General features: G+C 72.5%; 25 protein-coding genes. 11 read left to right on the forward strand and 14 right to left on the reverse strand.

Annotated elements, in window-relative coordinates:
• Positions 1-112: 112 nt before the first annotated feature.
• The 3 genes from ACZ7BZ_RS09145 to ACZ7BZ_RS09155 all read right to left on the reverse strand — a co-directional run bounded on the left by ACZ7BZ_RS09145 (position 113) and on the right by ACZ7BZ_RS09155 (position 4,753).
• Positions 113-766 (reverse strand): response regulator, encoded by a 654-nt coding sequence (locus ACZ7BZ_RS09145; protein ID WP_380457702.1) that lies wholly within the window; start codon positions 764-766, stop codon positions 113-115.
• Positions 759-1,955: a GAF domain-containing sensor histidine kinase gene (locus ACZ7BZ_RS09150; protein ID WP_470357801.1), complete on the reverse strand. Its 1,197-nt coding sequence runs from the start codon at positions 1,953-1,955 to the stop codon at positions 759-761. Before ACZ7BZ_RS09150 ends, ACZ7BZ_RS09145 begins: the two co-directional genes overlap by 8 nt.
• Before the next feature lie 170 nt (positions 1,956-2,125).
• Positions 2,126-4,753: an FHA domain-containing protein gene (locus ACZ7BZ_RS09155; protein WP_470357802.1), complete on the reverse strand. Its 2,628-nt coding sequence runs from the start codon at positions 4,751-4,753 to the stop codon at positions 2,126-2,128.
• A 235-nt stretch (positions 4,754-4,988) separates the two neighbouring features.
• Here ACZ7BZ_RS09155 and serB point away from each other — a divergent pair, with 235 nt between their 5' ends.
• On the forward strand, positions 4,989-6,236 hold the full coding sequence (serB, locus tag ACZ7BZ_RS09160) for a phosphoserine phosphatase SerB (RefSeq protein WP_380457696.1): 1,248 nt from the start codon (positions 4,989-4,991) through the stop codon (positions 6,234-6,236).
• 72 nt (positions 6,237-6,308) lie between these two features.
• Here the strand turns inward: serB and ACZ7BZ_RS09165 are convergent, their stop codons facing one another.
• The 3 genes from ACZ7BZ_RS09165 to ACZ7BZ_RS09175 all read right to left on the reverse strand — a co-directional run bounded on the left by ACZ7BZ_RS09165 (position 6,309) and on the right by ACZ7BZ_RS09175 (position 8,512).
• On the reverse strand, positions 6,309-6,836 hold the full coding sequence (locus ACZ7BZ_RS09165; RefSeq protein WP_470357803.1) for a SixA phosphatase family protein: 528 nt from the start codon (positions 6,834-6,836) through the stop codon (positions 6,309-6,311).
• A 172-nt stretch (positions 6,837-7,008) separates the two neighbouring features.
• The gene (locus tag ACZ7BZ_RS09170) at positions 7,009-7,131 is read right to left on the reverse strand and encodes an SGM_5486 family transporter-associated protein (protein ID WP_380457692.1); all 123 of its coding nucleotides are present in this window, start codon (positions 7,129-7,131) and stop codon (positions 7,009-7,011) included.
• A gap of 97 nt (positions 7,132-7,228) precedes the next feature.
• The gene (locus ACZ7BZ_RS09175) at positions 7,229-8,512 is read right to left on the reverse strand and encodes a CynX/NimT family MFS transporter (RefSeq protein ID WP_470357804.1); all 1,284 of its coding nucleotides are present in this window, start codon (positions 8,510-8,512) and stop codon (positions 7,229-7,231) included.
• A gap of 123 nt (positions 8,513-8,635) precedes the next feature.
• Between ACZ7BZ_RS09175 and ACZ7BZ_RS09180 the strand changes: the two genes are divergently transcribed.
• Entirely contained in the window at positions 8,636-9,310 is a 675-nt protein-coding gene (locus ACZ7BZ_RS09180; RefSeq protein ID WP_470357805.1) for a FadR/GntR family transcriptional regulator, read from the forward strand.
• Between the two features lie 120 nt (positions 9,311-9,430).
• On the opposite strand, the gene fabI is transcribed toward ACZ7BZ_RS09180, so the two are convergent.
• Together fabI and fabG are read right to left on the reverse strand one after the other, a co-directional pair.
• Entirely contained in the window at positions 9,431-10,198 is a 768-nt protein-coding gene (gene fabI, locus ACZ7BZ_RS09185) for an enoyl-ACP reductase FabI (protein ID WP_380457687.1), read from the reverse strand.
• Positions 10,199-10,200: 2 nt separating this feature from the next.
• Positions 10,201-10,920 (reverse strand): 3-oxoacyl-[acyl-carrier-protein] reductase, encoded by a 720-nt coding sequence (gene fabG, locus ACZ7BZ_RS09190; RefSeq protein ID WP_380457686.1) that lies wholly within the window; start codon positions 10,918-10,920, stop codon positions 10,201-10,203.
• A 316-nt stretch (positions 10,921-11,236) separates the two neighbouring features.
• Here fabG and ACZ7BZ_RS09195 point away from each other — a divergent pair, with 316 nt between their 5' ends.
• From ACZ7BZ_RS09195 to ACZ7BZ_RS09220, 6 genes are all read left to right on the forward strand, one after another.
• Positions 11,237-12,382, forward strand: coding sequence for an MBL fold metallo-hydrolase (locus ACZ7BZ_RS09195; RefSeq protein ID WP_470357806.1), 1,146 nt, complete (start codon positions 11,237-11,239; stop codon positions 12,380-12,382).
• 147 nt (positions 12,383-12,529) lie between these two features.
• Positions 12,530-14,131 (forward strand): TldD/PmbA family protein, encoded by a 1,602-nt coding sequence (locus tag ACZ7BZ_RS09200; protein ID WP_470357807.1) that lies wholly within the window; start codon positions 12,530-12,532, stop codon positions 14,129-14,131.
• Complete coding sequence (locus tag ACZ7BZ_RS09205; RefSeq protein ID WP_470357808.1) at positions 14,131-15,546, forward strand: metallopeptidase TldD-related protein; 1,416 nt, start codon at positions 14,131-14,133, stop codon at positions 15,544-15,546. Before ACZ7BZ_RS09200 ends, ACZ7BZ_RS09205 begins: the two co-directional genes overlap by 1 nt.
• A 29-nt stretch (positions 15,547-15,575) precedes the next feature.
• A complete protein-coding gene (locus tag ACZ7BZ_RS09210) occupies positions 15,576-16,127 on the forward strand; it encodes an RNA 2'-phosphotransferase (RefSeq protein ID WP_470357809.1) in 552 nt (183 codons plus the stop codon).
• A gap of 144 nt (positions 16,128-16,271) precedes the next feature.
• Positions 16,272-16,655 carry a DUF3099 domain-containing protein gene (locus ACZ7BZ_RS09215; protein WP_470357810.1) on the forward strand — a complete coding sequence of 128 codons (384 nt, stop codon included), beginning with the start codon at positions 16,272-16,274 and terminating at the stop codon, positions 16,653-16,655.
• Between the two features lie 266 nt (positions 16,656-16,921).
• Positions 16,922-17,140: a hypothetical protein gene (locus ACZ7BZ_RS09220; protein WP_470357811.1), complete on the forward strand. Its 219-nt coding sequence runs from the start codon at positions 16,922-16,924 to the stop codon at positions 17,138-17,140.
• Between the two features lie 39 nt (positions 17,141-17,179).
• On the opposite strand, the gene moaA is transcribed toward ACZ7BZ_RS09220, so the two are convergent.
• From moaA to ACZ7BZ_RS09240, 4 genes are all read right to left on the reverse strand, one after another.
• Positions 17,180-18,169, reverse strand: a complete 990-nt coding sequence (gene moaA / locus ACZ7BZ_RS09225) for a GTP 3',8-cyclase MoaA (RefSeq protein WP_470357812.1) — start codon at positions 18,167-18,169, stop codon at positions 17,180-17,182.
• 79 nt (positions 18,170-18,248) lie between these two features.
• Positions 18,249-19,856, reverse strand: coding sequence for a solute symporter family protein (locus tag ACZ7BZ_RS09230; RefSeq protein ID WP_470357813.1), 1,608 nt, complete (start codon positions 19,854-19,856; stop codon positions 18,249-18,251).
• Positions 19,853-20,209, reverse strand: a complete 357-nt coding sequence (locus ACZ7BZ_RS09235) for a DUF485 domain-containing protein (protein ID WP_380457671.1) — start codon at positions 20,207-20,209, stop codon at positions 19,853-19,855. Before ACZ7BZ_RS09235 ends, ACZ7BZ_RS09230 begins: the two co-directional genes overlap by 4 nt.
• A 259-nt stretch (positions 20,210-20,468) precedes the next feature.
• Complete coding sequence (locus ACZ7BZ_RS09240) at positions 20,469-21,512, reverse strand: zinc-dependent alcohol dehydrogenase family protein (RefSeq protein ID WP_380457669.1); 1,044 nt, start codon at positions 21,510-21,512, stop codon at positions 20,469-20,471.
• Positions 21,513-21,657: 145 nt separating this feature from the next.
• Between ACZ7BZ_RS09240 and ACZ7BZ_RS09245 the strand changes: the two genes are divergently transcribed.
• Positions 21,658-22,653: a DEDDh family exonuclease gene (locus tag ACZ7BZ_RS09245; protein WP_380457667.1), complete on the forward strand. Its 996-nt coding sequence runs from the start codon at positions 21,658-21,660 to the stop codon at positions 22,651-22,653.
• Positions 22,654-22,684: 31 nt separating this feature from the next.
• Positions 22,685-23,488, forward strand: coding sequence for an SURF1 family cytochrome oxidase biogenesis protein (locus ACZ7BZ_RS09250; protein WP_470357814.1), 804 nt, complete (start codon positions 22,685-22,687; stop codon positions 23,486-23,488).
• Between the two features lie 34 nt (positions 23,489-23,522).
• Here the strand turns inward: ACZ7BZ_RS09250 and trxA are convergent, their stop codons facing one another.
• Both trxA and ACZ7BZ_RS09260 read right to left on the reverse strand, forming a co-directional pair.
• The gene (gene trxA, locus ACZ7BZ_RS09255) at positions 23,523-23,855 is read right to left on the reverse strand and encodes a thioredoxin (RefSeq protein WP_465750834.1); all 333 of its coding nucleotides are present in this window, start codon (positions 23,853-23,855) and stop codon (positions 23,523-23,525) included.
• Between the two features lie 3 nt (positions 23,856-23,858).
• Positions 23,859-24,266: a MerR family transcriptional regulator gene (locus ACZ7BZ_RS09260; RefSeq protein WP_380457726.1), complete on the reverse strand. Its 408-nt coding sequence runs from the start codon at positions 24,264-24,266 to the stop codon at positions 23,859-23,861.
• Positions 24,267-24,367: 101 nt separating this feature from the next.
• Here ACZ7BZ_RS09260 and ACZ7BZ_RS09265 point away from each other — a divergent pair, with 101 nt between their 5' ends.
• Positions 24,368-25,135, forward strand: coding sequence for an SDR family oxidoreductase (locus ACZ7BZ_RS09265; protein WP_470357815.1), 768 nt, complete (start codon positions 24,368-24,370; stop codon positions 25,133-25,135).
• Positions 25,136-25,142: the final 7 nt, after the last annotated feature.

Here is a 25,142-nt window from a genome sequence, read left to right on the forward strand (position 1 = left end):
CCTCAAACGCGCCCAACACCGCGACTGGCCACCACCGCTCCCGGCCGTCATCACGATCACCAGCAGAGCCGCCACAACCTAAGTCACCGGCATTGGCGCTAGGCGAGGAGCGTCAGGCGCGGGCCTCGCCGTTGCGGACGGCCCACAGCGCGGCCTGGGTGCGGTCGGCGAGGTCCAGCTTCATCAGGATGTTGGACACGTGGGTCTTCACCGTCTTCTCCGACAGGTGCAGGCTGCGGGCGATCTCCCGGTTGGAGCGGCCGTCGGCGATGTGGCCGAGCACCTCGCGCTCGCGCTCGGTGAGGGTGCCGCCGCGGCCCTGCGGGGCACGCGGGCCGTCGTCGGCGAGCAGCGCCTCGGCCAGTTCGGGCTGGAGCAGCACGTGGCCGGCGTGCACGGAGCGGATCGCCCCGGCCAGCGCCTCCGGGTCCACGTCCTTGTAGACGTACCCGGCGGCGCCGGCCCGCAGTGCGGGGACCATGGTGCGGTGCTCGGTGAAGCTGGTGACGATCAGGATCCGGGCCCGGCTGCCGCCGTCCTTGAGGGTGCGCAGCGCCTCGATGCCGTCGACGCCGGGCATCTTGAGGTCCATCAGGACGACGTCCGGGTCGAGTTCGCGGGCGCGGTCGACGCCCTCGGCCCCGTCGGCGGCCTCCCCGACCACCTCGATGTCGTCCTGGACCTCCAGGAAGGTGCGCAGTCCGCGCCGGACCACCTGGTGGTCGTCGACCAGCAGGACGCGGATCGACGGCGTGCTCTCAGGCACCGGGGACCTCCATCTCGACGAGCGTCCCCTTGCCGGGGGCGGACTCCAGGGTGAGCGTGCCGCCGACGGCGGCCGCCCGGTCGCGCATCGAGGCCAGGCCGAGGTGGCGGCCGGCCCGGCGGACGGACTCGGGGTCGAAGCCGCGCCCGTCGTCGCGAACCCGCAGCACGGCGCCGCGGGCGGGGGTGCCGGCCAGGGTGACGGTGACCCGGCCGGCGCCGGAGTGGCGCAGCGCGTTGTGCAGCGCCTCCTGGGCGACCCGCAGCAGCGCGGCCTCCTGGGCGGGCGGCAGGGCCCGGACGCCGTCCGCGGCGAAGACGAGGTCGGCGGTGTGGGCGCGGTCCAGCACCTGCACCTGGGAGGCGAGGGTGGCGCTCAGCCCGTCCTCCTCCAGGGCGGCGGGGCGCAGTTCGACCACCACGGCGCGCAGTTCGTCGGCGGCCTCGGCGGCGAGCCGGGCGACCTCGGCGAGTTCGGCGCGGGCCCGGGCCGGGTCGCGGTCGACGAGCTTGGCGGCGGCCTTGGCGGTCAGCCGCAGCGAGAAGAGCTTCTGCGCGACGGCGTCGTGCAGGTCGTGGGCGATCCGGGCGCGCTCGCCGGCCAGGGTGAGTTCGCGACTGCGCTCGTACAGGCGGGCGTTGGACAGGGCGAGGGCGGCGTGCGCGGCGAGGATCCGCAGCAGTTCCTCGTCGTGGTCGGTGAACAGGCCGCCGCCGCGCTTGTTGGCGAGGAAGATGACGCCCATCACCTGTGGCTCGTCCTCGGCGGCCTCGGTGTCCAGGACGGGCATGCCGAGGAAGGCGTCCATCTCGGGGTGGGCGGAGGGCCAGCCCTCGAAGGCAGGGGCCTTGCGGACGTCGGCGAGGCGGGTGGGGCCGGTCTCGTGCAGCATCTCGGCGAGCACGCCGTGCTGGCGGGGCAGCGGGCCGATCGCGCGCCACTGCTCGTCGGTGACGCCGTCGACCACGAACTGGGCGAAGCCGCCGTGGTCGTCGGGCACACCGAGGGCCGCGTACTCGGCGCCGAGCAGGTCGCGGGCGGAGGCGGTGATGCGGCGCAGCACCTCGCGGACCTCCAGGTGCCGGCTCATCGCGAGCAGGGCCTGGCTGACGGCCTCGATGCCGGCCAGCGGGTCGCAGGCGTACGGCGGGCCGGCAGGGGTGCGGTGGTCACCGGTCGTGCTGGGCATACCGCCAAGCTACCGCCGTCGCGGGGGCGGCCGCGTCCGTCCCGGGCCGCTCCGGGCGCAGGTCCGGGGACCTAGGCCGATGGGCCCACCCGGGCGAGCGGGCGAGTGGCAGCCGGCAACGCGAAGGGCGCTCCCCCCGGTCGGGGGAGCGCCCTTCGCAGCAGAACCGGTCAGCCCTTCTGCATGACCTCCGGCTCGTGCCGGCGCTGCAGCCGGGTCACGATCACGCCGATCACGACCGAGATGACGATCAGCACGCCGGCGTCGATCGACCACTGGGCGACGCTGTGGTCCCACAGCGGGTCGTAGTTCGGGTTCTGGAAGTCCTTGTTCCAGGGGCCCATCAGCTTCGACAGGTCGAGCGTGCTGGAGACGATCCCGGTGCCCCAGCGGGCCGGCATCAGCCAGGCGACCTGCTCCAGGCCGGGCTTGCCGAAGATCTGGAAGAGGCAGCCGGTGAAGACGACCTGGACGATGGCGAACATGACCAGCAGCGGCATGGTCTTCTCGGCGGTCTTCACCAGCGCGGAGATCATCAGACCGAACATCATCGCGGCGAAGCTCAGCAGGATCATGCCGATGGTCATCTCGATCATCGGCATGTTCTGGACGATCAGGCCGTGCTCGGGGAGCTTGCGCGGCAGGAAGCCGACGGCGGAGATGATCGCGCCCTGGATGATCGAGAAGATGCCCAGCACGATGATCTTGGACATCATGTACGCCGAGCGGGACAGCCCGGTGGCCCGTTCCCGTTCGTAGATCGCCCGTTCCTTGATCAGCTCTCGGACCGAGTTGGCGGCCCCGGAGAAGCAGGCGCCGATCGCCAGGATCAGCAGGATCGTCGCGGCCCCGCTGTTGAGGTGCAGCTGGGTCTTCGGGTTCGGTGCGAGCCCCGGTTCGTTGGGGATCAGCACACTGACCGCGCCGATGACCGCGGGCAGCAGCACCGACAGCGCCAGGAAGCCGCGGTCCGAGGCGAGCACCGACATGTAGCGGCGCATCAGCGTCCACAGCTGGGAGCCCCAGCTCTGCGGCTTGGGCGGCTTGACCGCCTCCTGGGCGACCTGGACGTGCTGCACCTCGCCGGCCTCGACGGTCGGGGCGGAGTACTGCTGGTAGTGCACGGAACCGCGGTAGCGGCCGGCCCAGTCGTGGTCCGGGTAGTTCTCGAAGGCCTGGAAGACGTCCGCCCAGGTCTCGTACCCGAAGAAGTGCAGCGCCTCGTCCGGCGGGCCGAAGTAGGCCACCGAACCGCCCGGCGCCATCACCAACAGCCGGTCGCAGAGCGCGAGTTCGGCCACCGAGTGGGTGACGACCAGGATCGTGCGGCCGTCGTCGGCGAGGCCGCGCAGCATCTGCATGACCTCGCGGTCCATGCCCGGGTCGAGGCCCGAGGTGGGCTCGTCCAGGAAGATCAGCGAGGGCTTGGTGAGCAGCTCCAGGGCGACCGAGACGCGCTTCTGCTGGCCGCCGGAGAGCGCGGTGATCTTGTTGTCGGCGCGCTTGTCCAGGCGCAGCTCGTACAGCACCTCGTCGATCCGGGCCTCGCGCTCGCGGGCCTCGGTGTCACCGGGGAAGCGCAGCCGGGCCGCGTACTTGAGGCCCTTCCGCACGGTGAGCTCCTTGTGCAGGATCTCCGACTGCGGCACCAGACCGATCCGGGAGCGCAGTTCGGCGAACTGCTTGTAGAGGTTGCGGCCGTCGTACAGCACCTCGCCGCGGTCGGCGGGGCGGTAGCCGGTGAGGGCGCGCAGCAGGGTCGACTTGCCGGAGCCGGACGGGCCGATGACGGCCACCAGGGACTTCTCCGGGACGCCGAAGCTGACGTCGTTGAGCAGGACCTTCTTGCCGCCCTTGAAGTCGACCTCGACGGTCAGGTGGCGGGCGGAGAAGGAGACCGCGCCGGTGTCGACGAACTCCTGCAGCTGGTCGCCGACCAGCACGAAGCCGGAGTGGCCGACGGTCAGCCGGTCCTGCGGTCCCATCAGCTGGCGCTGCACCCGCTGGCCGTTGAGGAAGATGCCGTTGTGGCTGCCGAGGTCGACGATCTCGTAGCGGCCGTCCGGCAGCTGGCGCAGCTCGGCGTGGTGGCGGGAGACCTGGAGGTCGGACACCACGATGTCGTTGTCCAGCGCACGGCCGATCCTGACGGTGCGCATGCCGGCCGTCAGGTTGCGGATCATCGTGGGCTGCGGGCCGCCGCCACCGCCGTGCTGGGGCGCGGGCGTGAAGCCCTGCTGCTGCGGGAACCCGCCGTGCTGCGGCTGCTGGTCCTGCGCCGGGTACGACTGCTGCTGCGGCGCGTACTGCTCCTGCTGCGGCGGCGGCGCGTACTGCTGCGGGGGCTGCTGCTGGGCCGGCCAGGCCTGCTGCGGGTGAGCCTGCTGCTGGTACGGGTCCTGCCCCGGCCAGCCCTGCTGCGGGCCTGGCTGCTGGGGTGTCGGGGCGGGACTGCGGCTGGTCACGGCCTCGTGCACCGGGGTGGGTTGCGGGGCGACGGCGTGGGCGGGCGCGGAGAAGGCGAGCCGGGGGCCGTTCTCCGGGTTGCCCAGGTTCACCACGGCACCGGCGAACAGCTGGGCCTGCATGGTGCGGGCGCCGGCCACGTAGGTGCCGTTGGTGCTTCCGTGGTCGTCCAGCTGCCAACCGCTGCCGTTGAAGCTGATGGTCCCGTGCTGCCAGGAGACCCTGGCGTCGTCGAACGTGAAGTCCGACTGCGGGTTGCGTCCGATGGTGTAGGACTGCGCGGGCTCAAGAGTCCGCTGCTGTCCGTTGATCTCAATGACGAGTTGCGGCACTGCTCGCCTGCCCCGCTCTCTCGGTTCCCCCGAATTCGGCCCCCCGCCGGGGGTGCTGTTCCTCTGACTGACGGGGGAATCATTCCAGCCCGTCGTCCGCGGGTGAAAGTCACCCCGGGTGACTGTGACCAGGCTGCTACCCACGGGCTCCGCCCCGGCCGGGCGCGCACACGTGTCCCGCGACGTGGGACGGGTGCCCTCGGCGCGGCGACCGACGGGTAGCGTGGGAGACACCATGAACGCATCGCCCTTGGCCGCTGAGCCCCTCCCCGCCGCCCAGCCCCGGACGGACGAGCGCACCCTGCTCGTCAAGGTGTTCGGCAAGGACCGCCCCGGCATCACCGCCGGCCTCTTCTCCACCCTGGCCGGCTTCGGCGTCGACGTCATCGACATCGAGCAGGTCGTCACCCGTGGCCGCATCACGCTGTGCGCCCTGGTCACCCCGCCCCACGCGCCCGGCGCCGAGGGTGGCCTGCGGGCCACCGTGCACCGCTGGGCGGACGAGCAGAAGCTGCAGGCCGAGATCCTCTCGGGCATCGGCGACAACCGGCCGCGCCGCGAGGGCCGTTCGCACGTGACGGTGCTCGGCCACCCGCTGACCGCCGCCGCCGTCTCCGCGCTGACCTCCCGGATCACCGCGGCGGGCGGCAACATCGACCGGGTCTTCCGCCTCGCCAAGTACCCGGTGACGGCGGTCGAACTGGCCGTGTCCGGCGTGGCCACCGAGGAGCTGCGGGCCGAGCTGGCCCAGGAGGCGGCCACCCAGCGGGTGGACGTCGCGGTGGTGGCCGCCGGGCTGGAGCGCCGGGCCAAGCGCCTGGTGGTGATGGACGTGGACTCCACGCTCATCCAGGACGAGGTGATCGAGCTGTTCGCCGCCCACGCGGGCTGCGAGCAGGAGGTGGCCGAGGTGACGGCGGCGGCGATGCGCGGCGAGCTGGACTTCGCCGAGTCGCTGCGGGCCCGGGTCGCCCTGCTGGCCGGGCTGGACGCATCGGTGACGGAGAAGGTGCGCGCGGAGGTGCGCTTCACGCCGGGGGCGCGCACCCTGATCCGCACGCTCCAGCGGCTGGGCTTCCAGGTGGCGGTGGTGTCGGGCGGGTTCACCCAGGTCACCGATCACCTGGTGGAGCAGCTGGGGCTGGACTTCGCGGCGGCCAACACCCTGGAGGTGGTGGACGGGAGGTTCACCGGCCGGGTGGTCGGCGAGATCGTGGACCGCGCGGGCAAGGCCCGCTGGCTGGCCCGGTTCGCCGAGCAGGCGAAGGTGCCGCTGGAGCAGACGGTGGCGATCGGCGACGGCGCCAACGACCTGGACATGCTGAACGCCGCCGGGCTCGGGGTGGCGTTCAACGCCAAGCCGGTGGTGCGCGAGGCAGCCGACACCGCGGTGAACGTGCCCTTCCTGGACACCGTGCTGTACCTGCTGGGCATCACCCGCGAGGAGGTCGAGGCGGCCGACGGCGGGCTCTCGGTCGACTAGGACGGGTGGTTCTCGAAGCAGACGAGGGGCGCGCGGATCCAATCCGCGCGCCCCTCAGACGTGTGACGGAGCTCAGTCCTGCGGCGTGTAGTACGAGACCAGCTCGGCCACGCCCGGCTCGACGAGCTTCCATGACCCGCTGAAGCTGAGCACCGCGACCGCCGCCGTCGGGAAGCCGCCGAGGCGCAGCCGCTCCAGCGCGTCCCGGTCCCCGGCGTCCCCGGCCAGCACCTGGGTCAGGCCCAGCACACCGGGGTTGTGGCCGACCAGCACCACGTCCGAGTACTCCTCCGGGGTCTCCTGGAGGACGGCGATGATCTCGCCCGGGCTGGCCTCGTAGATCCGGTCCTCGTACACCGTCTTCCGGGCCCGCTTGGGCAGCTCGTGCGCCGCCAGCTTCCAGGTCTCCCGGGTGCGCAGGGCGGTGGAGCAGAGCACGAAGTCGGGGTTGATGCCGGAGTCGACCAGCCAGCGGCCGGCGTCCGGGGCCTGGTGGCGGCCCCGGTCGGCCAGCGGCCGATCGTGGTCGTCCACGCCGTTCGGCCAGTCGGCCTTGGCGTGACGGAGAACGATGATCCTGCGGGGCGTGTCGGCGCTCATACCCAGCAAGCTTGGCAGAAAAGCGGCCCGGGGGCGCGATGCTCCCGGTTGCCACCACTCCCCCGGGTGGTGGGTGCCATCATGGCCCGTTCGCCGGGGCGTCACCGGGAGTACGGCGGGGGTACGGGCGGCGCCACGGGTGTGCGCCGGGCAGGCGCGGTACGGGCGGCGATCAGCCGATCTGGGCGGCGACGGTGGCGATGATCGCCACCAGCACCACGATGCCGCCGATGGCGAGGGCGATGCGGCCGAGCTGCTTGCGGCCGCCGGTGGGGTTCGGGTCGAGAACGGGCATGCCGGGATTCTCCCACCCCGAACACACCCGTCCCGCGCTGGCCCCACCGCCTTGGTCAGGCCTTGACCTTCGACGCCAGGCCTTCCTGGTCCGGTCCTCAGGCCTTGGCCCGATCCACCGGCAGGACCGCCTCGTCCTCGATGTGCCGGGCCCGCGCGGCCCGCAGGCCGAACAGCATCTGCGGCACCAGCAGCAGCGCCAGGAAGCCCAGCGGCAGGTACCACTGGCCGGTGGCCTGGTAGATCCGGCCGATCAGGATCGGGCCGGGGATGGAGATCAGGTAGCCGACGCCCTGGGCGAAGGCGGACAGCTGGGCCACCCCGCCGGCGGTCCGGGCGCGCAGCCCGATCATCGTCAGCACGAGCGGGAAGGCGCAGTTGGCCAGGCCCACCAGGACGGCCCACACCCACGGCGCCGCGGCCGGGGCGAGCGCCAGCCCGGAGTATCCGGCGATGCCGCAGGAGGCCAGCACGACCACGAACAGCCGCTGGTCGCCGCGCCGGGCGGCCAGGTTGGGCAGCACGAAGGAGACCGGCACCCCGATCACCATGGTGACCGCGAGCAGCACCCCGGAGGTGCCCTTGTCGATGCCGGAGTCCTGGAAGATCTTCGGCAGCCAGCCCATCACCACGTACGCGCCGGTGGCCTGGAGGCCGAAGAAGCAGGACAGCGCCCAGGCGGTGCGGCTGCGGGTGATCGGCAGCTTGGCGGGGGCGGCGGCGCCGGCGGCCCGCTCGCCGCGCTCGCGCTTGGCGATCAGCACCGGCAGCCAGAGCACCAGGGCGAACGCCCCCAGGCCGGCCCAGACCCCGAGGCCGTAGCGCCAGTCGCCGCCGAGCGCGTTGGTCAGCGGCACGGTGACGGCGGCGGCCAGGGCGGTGCCGGCGGACAGCGCCATGGAGTACAGGCCGATCATCGGACCGACCTTCTCCGGGAAGTACCTCTTGATCACCACCGGCAGCAGCACGTTGGAGACCGCCACCCCGGCCAGGGCGAGCGCGGTGAGCAGCAGGAACACCGCAGTGCCGCCGGCGAAGGAGCGGGCCAGCACGCCGGCCGTGATCGCGCCCATGCCGGCCGTGATCACCGCGATCGGGCCGATCCGGCGGGCCGCGACGGGGGCCGCGAAGCCGAACAGCGCGAAGCACAGCGACGGGACGGCGGTGAGCAGCCCCGCCAGGGTCGGGTTCATGCCCAGGTCGGCGCGGACCTGGTCGAGCAGCGGCCCGAGGCTGGTGACCACGGGGCGCAGGTTGAAGGCGGCGGCGGCGATCGCGACGGCGAACAGCACGCCGAGGTACTTGGCGGAGCCGGCGGGCCGCTCGGTCTGCGGCCAGGCCTCGGTTCGGGGGGAGGCGGTGGTGTCTACTGCGGGAGGCATGGGCACCATCATAGAATGATGGGATGAATTGATGCACCTTGGAATTGGCATGATGTCCCGACCGTTCATCCATCGGCCACCTCCCCTCAGGGCCCACCCCCCCCGTAGTCGCAAGGAGTCCCCGTGGCGCTGTCCTCGCCGAGGCGCACCCCGCTGTCCGACCAGGTGATCGCGCAGCTGCGCGCCCAGATCACCTCCGGGGAGTGGCCCGTCGGCTCGCGCATCCCCACCGAGGCCGCCCTGGTCGAACAGCTCGGGGTGGCCCGCAACACCGTCCGGGAGGCCGTCCGCGCCCTGGCCCACAACGGGCTGCTCGACATCCGCCAGGGCTCCGGCACCTACGTGCTCGCCACCAGCGAGCTGGCCGGGGTGATGCACCGCCGCTTCGCCGACGCCGACCAGGCGCAGGTCGCCGAGCTGCGGGCGGCCCTGGAGACCTCCGCGGCCGGCCTGGCCGCACTGCGCCGCACCGAGCGGGACCTCGGCCTGCTGGACGCCGCGCTCGACCGGCGGGAGAGCGCCTGGCGCTCCGGCGACGCCGAGGACTTCGTCCAGGCCGACGCCGCCTTCCACCACGCCGTGGTGGCCGCCGCCCACAACGACGTGCTGCTGGCCGTCTACTCCGACCTCGGCGAGGTCACCCGCGCGCACCTGCGCAACGACGTCGGCCCCGAGCTGATCGCCGAGCGCTACATCGGCCACGACACCATCCGGGACGCCATCCGGGCCGGCGACGCCCAGCGCGCCTCGGTCGAGGCCGGCCGGGCCATCGGCGCCTGCGCGACCGCCGACGCGTAGCCGGGCCGCCGGGCGGCCCACCCCGGCCCCGGTGCGTGACCCGCCGCGCGGCCCGACGCGAACGCACCGCTGCCCGGCACCCCTCAGGACGGGGTGCCGGGCAGCGGTGGAGTCAGCCGGTCAGGCGCCGATGGCGTGCAGCCCGCCGTCGACGTGGATGATCTCGCCGGTGGTCTTCGGGAACCAGTCCGACAGCAGCGCGACGACACCGCGGCCGGCCGGCTCCGGGTCGCTCAGGTCCCACTTCAGCGGGGAGCGCTGGTTCCAGGTGTCGGCCAGGTCGCCGAAGCCCGGGATGGACTTGGCGGCCATCGAGCCGATCGGGCCCGCCGAGATCAGGTTGCAGCGGATGTCCCGCTCGCCCAGGTAGCGGGCCAGGTAGCGGTTGGTCGACTCCAGGGCGGCCTTGGCCGGGCCCATCCAGTCGTACTGCGGCCACGCGTACTGGGCGTCGAAGGTCAGGCCGACGACCGAGCCGCCGTCCTGCATCAGCGGCAGCAGCGCCATGGTGAGCGACTTCAGCGAGTACGCCGAGACGTGCATCGCGGTGGCCACGGACTCCCACGGGGTGTCCAGGAAGTTGCCGCCCAGGGCGTCCTGCGGAGCGAAGCCGATCGAGTGGACGATGCCGTCCAGGGTCGGCAGCGTCTCGCGGACCTGGTCGGCGATGCCGGCCAGGTCCTCCGGGCTGGAGACGTCAAGCGACAGCACCTTGACCGGCTTCGGCAGCTTCTTGGCGATGCGCTCGGTCAGGCTCGGGCGGGGGAAGGCGGTGAGGATGATCTCGGCGCCCTGCTCCTGGGCGAGCCGCGCGGTGTGGAAGGCGATGGAGGACTCCATCAGCACACCCGTGATCAGGATCCGCTTGCCCTCGAGGATTCCACTCATGCTCAGTGACCCATGCCCAATCCGCCGTCGACGGGAATGACGGCTCCGGTGATGTACGCGGCCTCGTCCGAACCGAGGAACCGCACGGTGGACGCGACCTCGGCGGGCGCCGCGTAACGGCCCAGCGGGACCTCGGCGACGATCTCCGCACGGCGCTCGTCGCTGAGCACGGCGGTCATGTCGGTGTCGACGAAGCCGGGGGCGACCACGTTGACGGTGATGTTGCGCGGGCCGAGCTCGCGCGCCAGGGAGCGGGCGAAACCGACCAGGCCGGCCTTGGAGGCGGCGTAGTTGGCCTGGCCCGGCGAGCCGGAGAGGCCCACCACCGAGGAGATCAGCACGACGCGGCCCTTCTTGGCGCGCATCATCAGCTTCGACGCGCGCTTGACCACCCGGAAGGTGCCGGTCAGGTTGGTGTCCACCACGGAGGTGAAGTCGTCCTCGGACATCCGCAGCAGCAGGGTGTCCTTGGTGATGCCCGCGTTGGCGACCAGCACCTGGACCGCGCCGTGCTTCTGCTCGATCTCCGTGAAGGCGGCGTCGACCTGCGCGGCGTCCGTGATGTCGCAGCGCACCGCGAGGACGTCGTACTTCTCCAGGGCCGCGGGCACCTCACCCGAACGGCTGGTGATGGCCACCTTGTCGCCCGCTTCGGCGAAGGCCTGGGCGATCGCGAGGCCGATGCCCCGGTTTCCTCCGGTGACGAGAACCGAGCGGCTCAACGATCCACCTCTCTCCGTACATGAGCGCGTACGTCGGAATGCGTACGCAGTGTGACGCTATCGGGCGGTCGGCGGCGGCGACGAATCGGGCTCCCACAGCGCCGCACCGGCGGAACTGTCGCAATCCGACAATCCGCGGCCGCTGGTCCGGGCCGTTCCCGGCAGCCCCCCGCAGGCCCGGGAGCCGTCCGCGAAAGGGGCTGCTGGGCGGGAACAACACGGGCGGGCGTGCCCGTTGCCCCCGTGGTGCGGGCCGCCCCGGGGCCGGACGTACCCTTCCCCGAAGAGTCCCGGCGAGGAAACGAAGGCAGGGCGCATGACCAAGGCACGGCCCGGGAGCACCTCCCGACGCGGACGACTGCTCGCCCTCACCGCCCTGGCGGCGGGCCTGGGCGCCACCGCCTGGTCGCTGCGCGACCTGCCCGCGGCGTTCGGACGCCGCCCGGACGGCGAGCGCGAGGAGCGGGTGCGCGACTCCCCGCAGTACCGCGACGGCGTCTTCCACAACGCGCCCTCCACCCTCGCCCGGGCCGGGAGCACCCCGGACTTCGACCGCGACACCGTCCGCCGGATGCTGTTCCAGCGCGAGGGCCGCGTCCCGGCCGGCCCGGTGCCCACCGTCCGCCCCGCCACCGCGGCCGGCCCGGCCGCCGAGGGCGTGGAGATCACCTGGTACGGGCACGCCTCCGCGCTGGTCGAGATCGAGGGCTCGCGCGTCCTGCTCGACCCGATCTGGAGCGACCGCTGCTCCCCCTCCGCCCACGTCGGCCCCAAGCGCCTGCACCCGGTCCCGGTCGAGCTGGAGGAGCTGCCGCCGGTCGACGCGGTGCTGATCTCCCACGACCACTACGACCACCTCGACATGGCGACGGTCAAGCGCCTGGTGCGCAGCCAGTCCGCGCCCTTCGCGGTGCCGCTCGGCATCGGCGGCCACCTGCGCCGCTGGGGCGTCCCCGAGCACCGGATCATCGAGCTGGACTGGGACGAGACCTGCACCCTGGGCGAGCTGGTGCTCACCCTCACCTCCGCCCACCACTTCTCCGGCCGCGGCCTGACCCGCAACACCACCCTGTGGGGCTCCTGGGTGATCGCCGGCCCCAACCGCAAGGTCTTCTACACCGGCGACTCCGGCTACTTCGAGGGCTACGCCCGGATCGGCGAGCGGCACGGCCCCTTCGACGCGGCGCTGGTGCAGATCGGCGCCTACGACGCGGCCTGGTCGGACATCCACATGACCCCCGAGGACGCCGTCCTCGCCCACCGCGACCTCCGGGCCGGACTGCTGGTGCCGGTCCACTGGTGCACCTTCAACCTGGGCCTGCACCCGTGGGCCGAACCGGTCGAGCGGCTGCTCGCGGAGGCCAAGGTCCAGGCCGTGCCGCTGGCCGTCCCCCGCCCCGGCGAGCGGGTCGACGTGGACAACCCGCCGGAGCTGGACGGCTGGTGGGAGTCCGTCTCCTGACGGAGCCCCGCCCGGCCCCACCCCGCTGGCCGAAACCGCAACGCACCGGGCGAAATGCGCTGGCCGGAAACCCGGTGGACGGGCAATGATGCGGTGCGGGCGCCCCTGCGGCCCCGCATCGCCACCCCCCGCGACCTGGGAGCCCGATTGCCTCCGATCCCTCCGGCCGACGCCACCGGCGCCCCGCACGGGCGCGCCGTCGACCCGCTGTTCCTCGCGCTCCCGCTGCGCACCCTCGCCGACGCCGCCCTCGGCCGGGCCCGCCAACTCGGCGCGAGCCACGCCGACTTCCGGCTGGAGCGGGTCCGCAGCGCTTCCCGCCGACTGCGCGACGCCCGCCCGGCCGGCACCTCCGACAGCGTGCAGCTGGGCTTCGCCGTCCGGGTGCTGCTGGACGGTGCCTGGGGCTTCGCCGCCGGGGTGGACCTCACACCCGACGCCGCGGCGCAGGTCGCCGCCCAGGCCGTCGCGGTGGCCCGGCTCTCCGGCGGGATCAGCCGGGCGGCCGGCTCCACCGAGCGGGTCGAGCTGGCCGACGAGCCCGTCCACCGGGACGTCACCTGGGTCTCCTCGTACGAGATCAACCCCTTCGAGGTGCCGGACGCCGACAAGACCGCCCTGCTCGCCGACCGCAGCGCCCGGCTGCTGGCCGCCCAGGGGGTCTCGCACGTCGAGGCCGTCCTGCTGACGGTGCAGGAGAACAAGTTCTACGCGGACACCGCCGGCACCGTGACGACCCAGCAGCGGATCCGCACCTACTCCGACCTGACGGCCACCTCGGTCGACGAGCGCACCGGCGCCTTCGACTCGATGCGCACCCTGGCCCCACCGGTCGGCCGTGGCTACGAATTCGTCACGGGGGTCCGGGGGGCGTCCCCCGATGGACGGAGCCTGACCGGCAGCGGGTGGGACTGGGACGCCGAGCTCGCCGAACTTCCCGTCCTGCTGGCCGAGAAGATGAAGGCGCCGAGCGTCGAGGCGGGCCGCTACGACCTGGTCATCGACCCGTCCAACCTCTGGCTGACCATCCACGAGTCGATCGGCCACGCCACCGAGCTGGACCGCGCGCTCGGCTACGAGGCCGCCTACGCCGGCACCTCCTTCGCCACCTTCGACCAGCTCGGCACCCTGAAGTACGGCTCCGAGCTGATGCACGTGACCGGCGACCGCACCGTCGAGCACGGCCTGTCCACCATCGGCTACGACGACGAGGGCGTCGCCACCCAGTCCTGGGACCTGGTCCGGGACGGCATCCTGGTCGGCTACCAACTCGACCGCGGCATGGCCAGGTTGAAGGGCTTCGAGCGCTCCAACGGCTGCGCCTTCGCGGACTCCCCCGGGCACGTCCCGGTGCAGCGGATGGCCAACGTCTCGCTCCAGCCCGCCGCCGACGGCCCGGACACCGAGGGCCTGTTCGCCGGGGTGGAGAAGGGCCTGTACATCGTCGGCGACCGTTCGTGGTCGATCGACCAACAGCGCTACAACTTCCAGTTCACCGGGCAGCGCGCCTACGCCATCAGGAACGGCGAACTCGCCGGCCAGGTCAAGGACTTCGCCTACCAGGCCACCACCACCGACTTCTGGGGCTCGATGGCGGCGGTCGGCGGCCCGCAGACCTACGTCCTCGGCGGCGCCTTCAACTGCGGCAAGGCGCAGCCCGGCCAGATCGCGGCGGTCAGCCACGGCTGCCCGTCGGCGCTGTTCCGCAACGTCAACGTGCTCAACACCCAGCAGGAGGCGGGTCACTGATGACCGCGATGCAGCCCCACGAACTCGTCGAGCTGGCACTCGGCCTCTCCCGCGCCGACGGCTGTGTGGTGATCGCCGACGAGGAGTCCACCGCCAACCTGCGCTGGGCAGCCCCTCCCAATGGACTGGGGGGCGCCCTGACCACCAACGGCGTCACCCGCGGCCGCCGCCTCACCGTGATCGCCACCGTGGCCGGCGCCGAGGGCACGGCCTCCGGCGTGGTCTCCCGCGAGGCCGTCACCGCCGAGGACGTCGAGGGCCTGGTCCGGGCCGCCGAGGACGCCGCCCGCGCGGCCGGCCCGGCCGAGGACGCCCAGCCGCTGGTCGACGGCCGGCCGGCCTCCCCGGACTTCACCCAGCCGCCGGCCGAGACCTCCATCGAGGTGTTCGAGGCCTTCGGCCCGGCCCTCGGCGAGGCCTTCGCCCGCGCCGCCGCCCAGGGCGAACTGCTCTACGGCTTCGCCCGGCACGAGGTCACCACCAGCTACCTGGGCAGCTCCACCGGCCTGCGGCTGCGCCACGACCAGCCCACCGGCATGGTCGAGATCAACGGCAAGACCGCCGACCTCACCGGCTCGGCCTGGGTCGGCGCCGCCACCCGGGACTTCACCGACATCGACGTCGAGGCCCTGCACACCGAGCTCACCAAGCGGCTCGGCTGGGGCGCCCGCCGGATCGACCTGCCGGCCGGGCGGTACGAGACGCTGCTGCCGCCCTCGGCCGTCGCCGACCTGATGATCAACCTCCACTGGTCCGCCGGCGGCCGGGACGCCGCCGAGGGCCGGACGGTCTTCTCCCGGCCCGGCGGAGGCACCCGGCTCGGCGACAAGCTCGCCGCCCTGCCGCTGACCCTGCGCGCCGACCCGGACGAACCCGGCCTGGAGGCCGCCCCGTTCGTCCTGGCGCACAGCAGCGGCGGTGACGTCTCGGTCTTCGACAACGGCGCGCCGATCACCGCCACCGAGTGGATCCGCGAGGGTGTGCTGACCGACCTGGTCACCAGCCGCCACGCGGCCGGCCTCACCGGCCTGCCGCTGCGCCCGGCGATCGACAACCTGGTGCTGGAGACCACCGGCCAGGAGTCGGCGCCGACCCTGGACGAGATGATCGCCCGCACCGAGCGCGGCCTGCTGCTCACCTGCCTCTGGTACATCCGCGAGGTGGACCCGGCGACGCTGCTGCTCACCGGCCTCACCCGGGACGGCGTCTACCTGATCGAGAACGGTGAAGTGGTCGGCGCCGTCAACAACTTCCGGTTCAACGAGTCCCCGGTCGACCTGCTCGGCCGGATCACCGAGGCGGGCCGCACCGAACGCTGCCTGCCCCGCGAGTGGAGCGACTACTTCACCCGCGCCGCGATGCCACCCGTGCGTGTCGCGGACTTCAACATGAGTTCGGTCAGCCAGGCCTCATAGCCGCTGACCAACGGGGGGATATGAACACCATGACGGACGAGAAGCGGCTGGTCAGATCGAGCAAGATGCTGTCGCGCATCCTGCGGCACGAGCCGGAGCTGGTGGGGATCACGCTGGACTCCTCCGGCTGGGTCCGGGTCGACGTCCTGCTCGGCGCCCTCGCGGCGAAGGGCCGGCCGCTCACCAGGACCGAACTGGACCACGTCGTGGCCGGCAACGACAAGCGCCGCTTCGGCTACTCCGCGGACGGCCTCTCGATTCGCGCCAACCAGGGCCACACGGTGGCGGTCGACCTCGGTCTGACCGCCACCGCGCCGCCCCACGTGCTCTACCACGGCACCGCCGACCGCCACCTGGCCTCGATCTTCCGCGAGGGCCTGCGCCCGATGGCCCGGCAGGACGTGCACCTGTCGGCGGAGACCGAGACGGCCACCCGGGTGGGCGCCCGGCACGGCCGCCCGGTCGTGCTCACCGTGAACGCGGCCGCGATGTCGGCGGCCGGCCACGAGTTCCGGCTCAGCGAGAACGGCGTCTGGCTCACCGACGCCGTACCCCCGCAGTACCTATCCCGCCGCTCCTAGCCACCCCTGCAGCCGTACGGCTCCCTATCACGCCCGACCGGGTGGGCTCCGCCCACCCGGTCTCGTCGTCCCCGGCTCCCCGGCGTACCGTGAGGAGGTCGTGCGGATCGGCGCGCGGGTGCGTGGACGAGGGCGGTAGGACACATGGGCAAGAGCGCCGAGGGCGGACGGGTCTACCGGATCACGGGGGCGCGCAGCAGCCTGTCCGAGGACGTCCGGGGGCGCCAGCGCCGCTACGTCATCTCGATGCTGATCCGCACCGCCTGTGTCCTGCTCGCGGTGGTGCTGTGGGACGTCGAGCGCTGGCTGGCCTTCGCCGCCCTGGGCGGCGGCGTGCTGCTGCCGTACTTCGCGGTGCTGATCGCCAACGCCGGCCGGGAGCAGGCCCCCGGGCTGCCGAGCACCTTCGACTTCCCAGCCGACACCCCGCTGATGCTCGGCCCGGGTGGTACGGGTGGGGCTGGTGCGCCTGCTGGTACAGGACAGGCAAAGCCCGCTGGCACCGAAACTTCACAGGGCACCGACTGACCGTCCCGTTTAAGTGGATTGAGCCTGGATCGGCTCGGCGGAAGCTCAAAAGAAGCTCAGATTAATCATGCAAGACCTCCCCAACCGAGCCCTCCGGCGTGACATACTGCGTACGCGCTCCGCATCCCCCGTCGGAGCGACGGACCGACGCCGGGCAGCTCCCCCCGTGGCTGCCCGGCGTCGCCATGCCCGGATCCGGGCGGGCCGGGCCGGCGTGGCAGACTGGCGGTGACGACGCGCCCGCCGAACACCGAGGACGGCCCCCGATGGACACCCCGCAGACCCCGATCTGCTCCGCCAAGGGCTGCCGGGCGGACGCCCACTGGGTGCTGGTGTGGAACAACCCCAAGCTGCACACCCCGGACCGTCGCAAGACCTGGCTCGCCTGCGAGGAGCACCGCGAGCACCTGTCCCAGTTCCTGGGCGTGCGCGGCTTCCTCAAGGAGGTCGTCGCCTTCGCCGACTGGACTCCTGCGGACAGCTAGACCCCCATCCGACCGATCCTGCTGGACAGGGCCGAGCGCCTAACCGCCGATCGCCGACATCGGCCGATCGGGCTGGTGGAACTCCGGGTCGTCGATCCCGGCCCCGGCCTTCTTCCCCCACATCGCCGCCCGCCAGAGTGCGGCCAGCTCCGCATCGTCCGCCCCCGAGCGCAGCGCGGTGCGCAGGTCGGTCTCCCCGGTGGCGAACAGGCAGTTGCGCACCTGGCCGTCGGCGGTCAGCCGGGTCCGGTCGCAGGCCCGGCAGAACGGCCGGGTGACGGAGGCGATCACCCCGACCCGGCCCGCACCGCCGTCCACCACCCAGCGCTCGGCGGGCGCCGCGCCCCGGCGGGCGGACGGCTCGGGGGTGAGCGCGAAGCGAGCCTGGAGCAGCTCCAGGATCTCCCCCGCGGTGATCATCGACGAGCGGTCCCAGCCGTGCTGGGCGTCCAGTGGCATCTGCTCGATGAAGCGCAGCTCGTAGCCCCGCTCCAGGCACCAGGCCAGCAGGTCGGCCGCCTCGTGGTCGTTGACCCCGCGCATCAGCACCGCGTTCAGCTTCACCGGCGCAAGCCCGGCCGCCTCGGCGGCGGCCAGCCCGTCCAGCACGTCCTGGTGGCGCCGGCGGCGGGTGAGGGTGAAGAACACCTCGGGGTCGAGGGTGTCCAGCGAGACGTTGACCCGCTCCAGTCCGGCCTCGCGCAGTGCCGTCGCGGTCCGGGCCAGCCCGATGCCGTTGGTGGTCAGTGACAGTTCGGGGCGCGGCTCCAGGTCGGCGCAGGCGGCCACGATCGCGACGAGTCCGGGGCGCAGCAGCGGTTCGCCGCCGGTGAAGCGGACCTCGCGCACGCCCAGGTCGCACACGGCGAGGGTGACCAGCCGGACGATCTCCTCATCGGTCAGCAGATCGGGCTTGGCCAGCCACTGCAGCCCTTCCTCGGGCATGCAGTAGGTGCAGCGGAGGTTGCACCGGTCGGTCAGGGAGACCCGCAGGTCGACGGCGCGTCGTCCGAAGGTATCGAGCAGCACGTGCGTCCCTTCCCGAAAAGCGGCCGGCCCGGCCACCGTGGCGGCGGGTGGCCGGGCCAGCATAGTCATGCCGGAACGATCAGTGGGCGCCCAGCCCGGTCAGCGATCGGACCTCGAGTTCAGCGTACTTCGCCGGGTCGGAAGGTTCCTTGGACAGGAGCGTGCCCAGCCAACCGGCCAGGAATCCGATCGGGATGGAGACCAGCCCGGGGTTCTCGAGCGGGAACCAGTGGAAGTCGGAGTCCGGGAAGAGCGAGGTCTTGGCGCCCGAGACCACCGGGGAGAAGACCACCAGCAGCAGCGAGCTGACCAGACCGGCGTAGACCGAGCTGACCGCGCCGACGGTGGTGAAGCGCTTCCAGAACAGCGAGTAGAGCAGGGTGGGCAGGTTCGCCGAGGCCGCCACCGCGAAGGCCAGCGCCACCAGGGCGGCGGTGTTGAGCTTGTCCGCGAAGAGGCTGAGCACGATCGAGACCGCCCCGATCCCCACGGCCGCCCACTTCGCCGACCGCACCTCCTCCCGTTCGCTCGCCTTCCCCCGCCGGATCACATTGGCGTAGAGGTCATGGGCGAAGGAGGCCGAGGAGGCCAGGGTGAGCCCGGCGACCACGGCCAGGATGGTGGCGAAGGCGACCGCCGAGATCACCGCGAGCAGGATCGCCCCGCCGGTGCTGCCGCTGCCGCCGCCGAGCGCCTCGGCCAGCTGAGGGGCGGCCGTGTTGCCGGCCGCGTTGGCCGCCTTGATCTCCTTTGAGCCGACCAGGGCCGCGGCGCCGAAGCCGAGCGCCAGGGTCATCAGGTAGAAGACGCCGATGATGCCGATCGCCCAGAGCACCGACTTACGGGCCGCCTTGGCGGTGGGCACGGTGTAGAAGCGGACCAGGATGTGCGGCAGGCCGGCGGTGCCGAGCACCAGCGCGATGCCGAGGCTGATGAAGTCGAGCTTCGCGGTGCCGGTGCCGTACTTCTGCCCGGGTTGCAGGAAGGCCTCGCCCTTGCCGCTGGCGCTGGCCGCCGCGCCGAGCAGCTCGGACGGGTTGAAGTGGTACTTGGCCAGCACCAGGACGGTCATCAGCGCGGCGCCGGCGATCAGCAGCACGGCCTTGACGATCTGCACCCAGGTGGTGCCCTTCATACCCCCTATCACCACGTAGACGATCATCAGGGCGCCGACGCCGACGATGGTCCAGCGCTTGGCGGCGTTCCCCTCGGCCCCGAGCAGCAGCGCCACCAGCGTCCCGGCGCCGACCATCTGGGCCAGCAGGTAGAAGATCGACACCACGATCGTGGACACGCCCGCGGCGGTGCGCACCGGGCGCTGGCGCATCCGGAAGGCGAGCACGTCCGCCATGGTGAACCGGCCCGAGTTGCGCAGCGGTTCGGCGATCAGCAGCAGCGCGACCAGCCAGGCGACCAGGAAGCCGATCGAGTACAGGAAGCCGTCGTAGCCGGCCAGTGCGATGGTGCCGGCGATGCCGAGGAAGGAGGCGGCGGACATGTAGTCGCCGGAGATGGCCAGGCCGTTCTGGAATCCGGTGAAGCCGCGGCCGCCGGCGTAGAAGTCGGCGGCGCTGCGGTTCTGCCGCCCGGCCCACACGGTGATGGCCAGGGTCGTCAGCACGAACAGCCCGAACAGGGCCATCGTCAGGCCGCGGTGCTCGGTGGCGGAACTGGCGAGCAGTGTCATTCGGCGGACTCCCGGGGGGCGTGGAGGACTGCGCCGTGGGCCTCGCGGATCGCGGCGGCGGGCGGGTCGATCCGCCGGTCCGCGTAGCGGGCGTACCAGCCGGCGATGACGAAGGTGGTGACGAACTGCAATAGCCCGAGCACCAGGGCCACGTTGATGTGCCCGACGACCTTGGTGCCCATCAGCCCGGGGGCGTAGCAGGAGAGCAGGACGTAGAGCAGGTACCAGAGCACGAAGCCGATGGTGACCGGGAAGGCGAAGCTCCGGAACGAGCGCCGCAGAGTACGGAACTCCTCGCTGTCGTCGATGAGTTGGACTTCCGTAGCGGTAGTGGTGATCGGCGGCGAATCCACTCTGTCTCCTCACTCCTTCGGCGTAGCGGTCACACGAGGGGACCAATCGAACGTGAGGGACGTCACATTCCTCGTGTGCGCCGCGCAATGCTAGGAGCGTCGTGCCCACCCCGGAAGGGGTTGACCGCGATCAGCCAGTCGTTCACCCCCTCGCACCATCCAAATGGCCGAAAACAGCCACTCGCGCGCCTCTCGAATCGAACCGCGACAACCGAAAGGGGCGGCACCGTCCAACGGCGCCGCCCCTGTTGACGGAGCATCAGAAAGCGATGCGGACCTTCAGTGCGGAACGGTCGTCCATCGCCCGGTAGCCGTCCGGCACACCGTCCAGGTCCACCGTCCGGTCAAAGACCAGGCCCGGCTCGATCGCGCCCGAGAGCACGTCCGGCAGCAGCTCGGGGATGTATGCGCGGGCCGGTGCGACGCCGCCGTTGAGCGAAACGTTTCGGCCGAACATCTGACCGATGTCGACGCCCGCGCTGCCGCCGTGCGGCACACCCACGTAACCGACCGCGCCGCCGTCCCGGGCGATCGAGATCGCCGTCCGCATCGACTCCTCGGTACCGACCGCCTCGAGCACCGCCTGGGCGCCCAGCCCGCCGGTCAGCTCCTTCACGGCCTCGATCGCGGCGTCGCCGCGCTCGGCCACCACGTCGGTGGCCCCGAAGCGCCGGGCCAGCTCCGTCCGGGCGGGGTGCCGGCCCAGCGCGATGATCCGGCCCGCGCCCAGCCGGTGCGCCGCCAGCACGCCGCACAGGCCCACCGCCCCGTCGCCGACCACCGCGACCGTCGCGCCCGGGCGCACCCGGGCCGACACCGCCGCGTGGTGCCCGGTGGACATCACGTCGGACAGCGCCAGCAGCCCCGGCAGCAGCTTCTCGTCGCCCGCCGCCTCGTTCGGCAGCTTCACCAGCGTCCCGTCCGCGAACGGCACCCGGACCGCCTCGCCCTGGCCGCCGTCCGAACCGACCTCACCCCAGAACCCACCGTGCGGGCAGGAGGTCTGCAGGCCCTCCCGGCAGAACTCGCAGACGCCGTCCGACCAGACGAAGGGGGCGACCACCAGGTCGCCCTTCGCGAAGCCGCGGACCTCCGCGCCGGCCTCCTCGACCACGCCCAGGAACTCGTGCCCGATCCGCTGCCCGGCCACCCGCTGGGCCACCCCGCGGTAGGCCCACAGGTCACTGCCGCAGATGCAGGCGTTCACCACCCGGACCACGGCGTCCGTCGGGTGCTTGATCACCGGGTCCGGTACCTCTTCGATCCGGATGTCGTTCGGTCCGTGGATCACCGTGGCGCGCATGCGTTCTTCCTCACACAAATCCGGCCGGACGGCCGGAAACAAACTCGACCAGGTGTACGACACCCCCGTCACTCACTCTATTCCGGCCCTGGGATCGGAACATTTCGACCGGACCCGACCACTGCGCCCCTTATCCTGTTGGACCATGCAACCGATCCAGCCCGAGACGTACGGCGCGCAGCGGACCGCCCCGGTCCCCGCCCAGCGCTCCGCCGCCCCCGCCGAGGGCTTCGCGGTGGTCGACGTCGAGACCACCGGTCTCGGCCGCTCCGACCGCGTCATCTCGGCGGGCGTCTACCAGCTGGACGGCGATGGCGAGGTGACCGACCACTGGTACACCCTGGTCAACCCCGAGCGGGACCCCGGCCCGGTCTGGATCCACGGCCTCACGGCCGAACTGCTCTCCGGCGCCCCGACGTTCCCCGAGATCGCCGACGAGTTCGCCGGGCTCCTGCGCAATCGCGTCCTGGTCGCGCACAACGCCCTCTTCGACTGGAACATGATCTCCCGCGAGTTCTCCCGGGCCGGCCGCAGCGCCCCGGTCGAGCAGCGGCTCTGCACCATGGTCCTCTCCCGCGACCTGCGCCTCCCGCTGCCCAACGGCAAGCTCTCCTCGCTCGCCGCCCACTTCGGCGTCCAGCAGCGCCACGCCCACAACGCCCTGGACGACGCCCGGGTGCTCGCCGAGGCCTTCCGCCCCAGCCTGCGCCTGGCCCGGCTGGCCGGCCTCCCGCTCCCGCTGCAGACCTGCGTCGCGGTCACCGACCTCGGCGAGGACGAGCCCGCCACCCCCGGCCGCGGCAACTGGACCGGCTCCCAGTACCGCCAGGCCAAGAAGCGCCCGCCCTGCCCGTACCCCAACCCGGGGCGCTGGGAGGACGGCAAGCCGCTGGTCCAGGGCATGCGGGTGGCCTTCACCGGCGACACCGCCACCGACCGCGAGGTGCTGGAGGACCGTGCCGCCGAGGCCGGCCTGCACATCGCCACCTCGGTCAGCCGGCTCACCAGCCTGCTGGTCACCAACGAGCCGACCAGCTGGAGCGGCAAGGCCCGCAAGGCCCGCGACGTCGGCACCCCGGTGGTCACCGAGGACGCCTTCCTCCAACTCCTGCGCGAGGTCGCCCCGCACCCCGGTGCGTGAGCCGGTTGTGAGGTCGGCGTACCGTTCCCATGTGTACCGTTTTCTGCTGACCCGACAGTGGCTGATCACCATGCTGATCGCGCTGCTGCTGATCCCCGCGACGATCAAGCTGGGCTTCTGGCAGCTGCACCGCCACGAGGCGCGGGTGGCCCGGAACGAGCTGATCGGCAAGGCCCTCACGGCCTCGCCGGTGCCCTTCGACAGCCTGTCCGCGACCCCCGGTGCCGCGGTGCCGTCCGCCCTCACCTGGCACGCCGTGACGGCCACCGGACAGTACGACCCGGCACACGAGTTCGTGGTCCGCAAGCGGACCGACTCCAACGGAACCCTCGGCTACTTCGTCGTCACCCCGCTGAAGCTCTCCGACGGCAAGGGCACCGTCCTGATCAACCGCGGCTGGGTCCCCTCCGGCGACGGCGCCACCCAGTACCCGCCCGTCCCGGCCGCCCCGGCCGGCGAGGTCACCCTCACCGGCCGGCTGCGCTCCGACGAGACCACCGGCAGCAGCGGCGGCTGGGTCAAGGACCGGGCCGGCCTCCCCGACCGCCAGTTCAACCTGATCAACTCCGAACAGCAGGCCAAGGAGAGCGGCACCCCCCTCCTCGGCGGCTACCTGGAACTCACCGCCACCACCCCGGCCCCGGCCGACCAGCCCGAGCTGATCCCCGAGCCCAACCACTCCGACATCGGCCCGCACATGGCCTACGCGATCCAGTGGTGGCTGTTCACCGCGATGATCCCGGTCGGCGTCTGGGTGCTGATCCGCCGCGAGGCCAAGGACCGCGCCAGGCAGGCCGCCGAACCCGAGGTCGCCCTCGACGCCCTCCCGGCCTGAGTACTCGACGCCCTACCGGCCCGGGGACGCACCTCTAGAGCACGTCCGCCAACTCCCGCAACAGTCGGGCCTTCGCCCGCGCCCCCACCACCGACCGCACCGGAAGGCCGTCCCGGAACAGCATCAGCGTCGGCATCGACAGCACCCCGTACGCCGCCTGGGTCCGGGGGTTGCGGTCCACGTCGACGCTCACCACCCGCATCCGGTGCGCCTCCTCCCGCGCGACGTCCGCCAGCACCGGCGCCATCATCCGGCACGGCGGGCACCAGTCCGCCGTGAAGTCGACCAGCACCGGCCCCTCGGCCGCCAGCACCTCCGCCGCGAACGTCTCGTCCGTCACGGCCGGCACACCCACGATCTCCACCATCGTCTACTCCTCCGCGAGTTCACACTGGGGCGGCTGCTCGGCGGCCGCGAGGTCGTCCCGCGCCCGCACGGCCCGCTCGAACTGCCCGGCCACCCGCACCCGGACGTCCTGGAGGCGCGCGATGCACTCGTCCAGCTCGGCCAACTTCCGCCGGTACACCTCCAACGAGGCCGGGCAGGAGTCCCCTTCCGGGTGCCCCGCCCGCAGACACTCCACGAACGGCCGGGTCTCCTCCAGTCCGAACCCGAAGTCCTGCAGCATCCGGATCTCCCGCAACAGCCGCAGGTCCTCCTCCCCGTACGCCCGGTACCCGTTGCCCGCCCGCCGGGCCGGCAACAATCCCAACTGCTCGTAGTACCGCAACGCCCGCGTGGTCGTCCCCGCCCGCTCCGCCAACTCCCCGATCCGCACGCCGACCCACTCCTTCCGAACAACCGCCACCGACGCTAAACCTTCCCCCCGACGTCAACGCCAGTGCGAACGCGCGGGTCGGCTCCCGGCAAGATGTCTCCATGGATCTCGGACTCACCAACAAGGCCTACGTCGTCACCGGCGCCACCCGGGGCCTGGGCCTCGCCGCCGCCCGCGAACTCGTCGCCGACGGCGCCCACGTGCTCATCAGCGGCCGCACCCCGCAGGCCGTCGACGCCGCCGTCACCGAGCTCGGCGCCCTCGGCTCCGGCACCGCCCACGGCCTGGTCGCCGACAACGCCGCCCCCGACACCGCCGAGCGCCTGATCGCCGAGGCCACCACCCGCTTCGGCCGCTTCGACGGCATCCTGATCAGCGTCGGCGGCCCCCAGGCCGGCCCCGTCGAGACCACCCCCGAGTCCGCCTGGCGCGACGCCTTCGAGTCCGTCTTCCTGGGCGCCCTGCGCCTGGCCCGCGCCGCGGCCGCCGCCCTGCCCTCCGGTGGCGTGATCGGCTTCGTGCTCTCCAGTTCGGTCCGCCAGCCGATCCCCGGCCTCGGCATCTCCAACGGCCTGCGCCCCGGCCTCGCGATGGCCGCCAAGGCCCTCGCCGACGAGCTCGGCCCCCGTGGCATCCGGGTGCTCGGCCTGCTCCCCGCCCGGATCGACACCGACCGGGTCCGCGAACTCGACGCCCTGGCCGCGGACCCCGAGGCCGCCCGCGCCCAGCACAGCGCCAGCATCCCGCTGGGCCGCTACGGCACCCCCGAGGAGTTCGGCAAGGTCGCCGCCTTCCTGCTCTCCCCCGCCGCCTCCTACCTGACGGGCCTGATGGTCCCCGTCGACGGCGGCGCCCTCCGTTCGCTCTGAGTCCGAG

The organism is Kitasatospora sp. NPDC036934, from assembly GCF_055608425.1.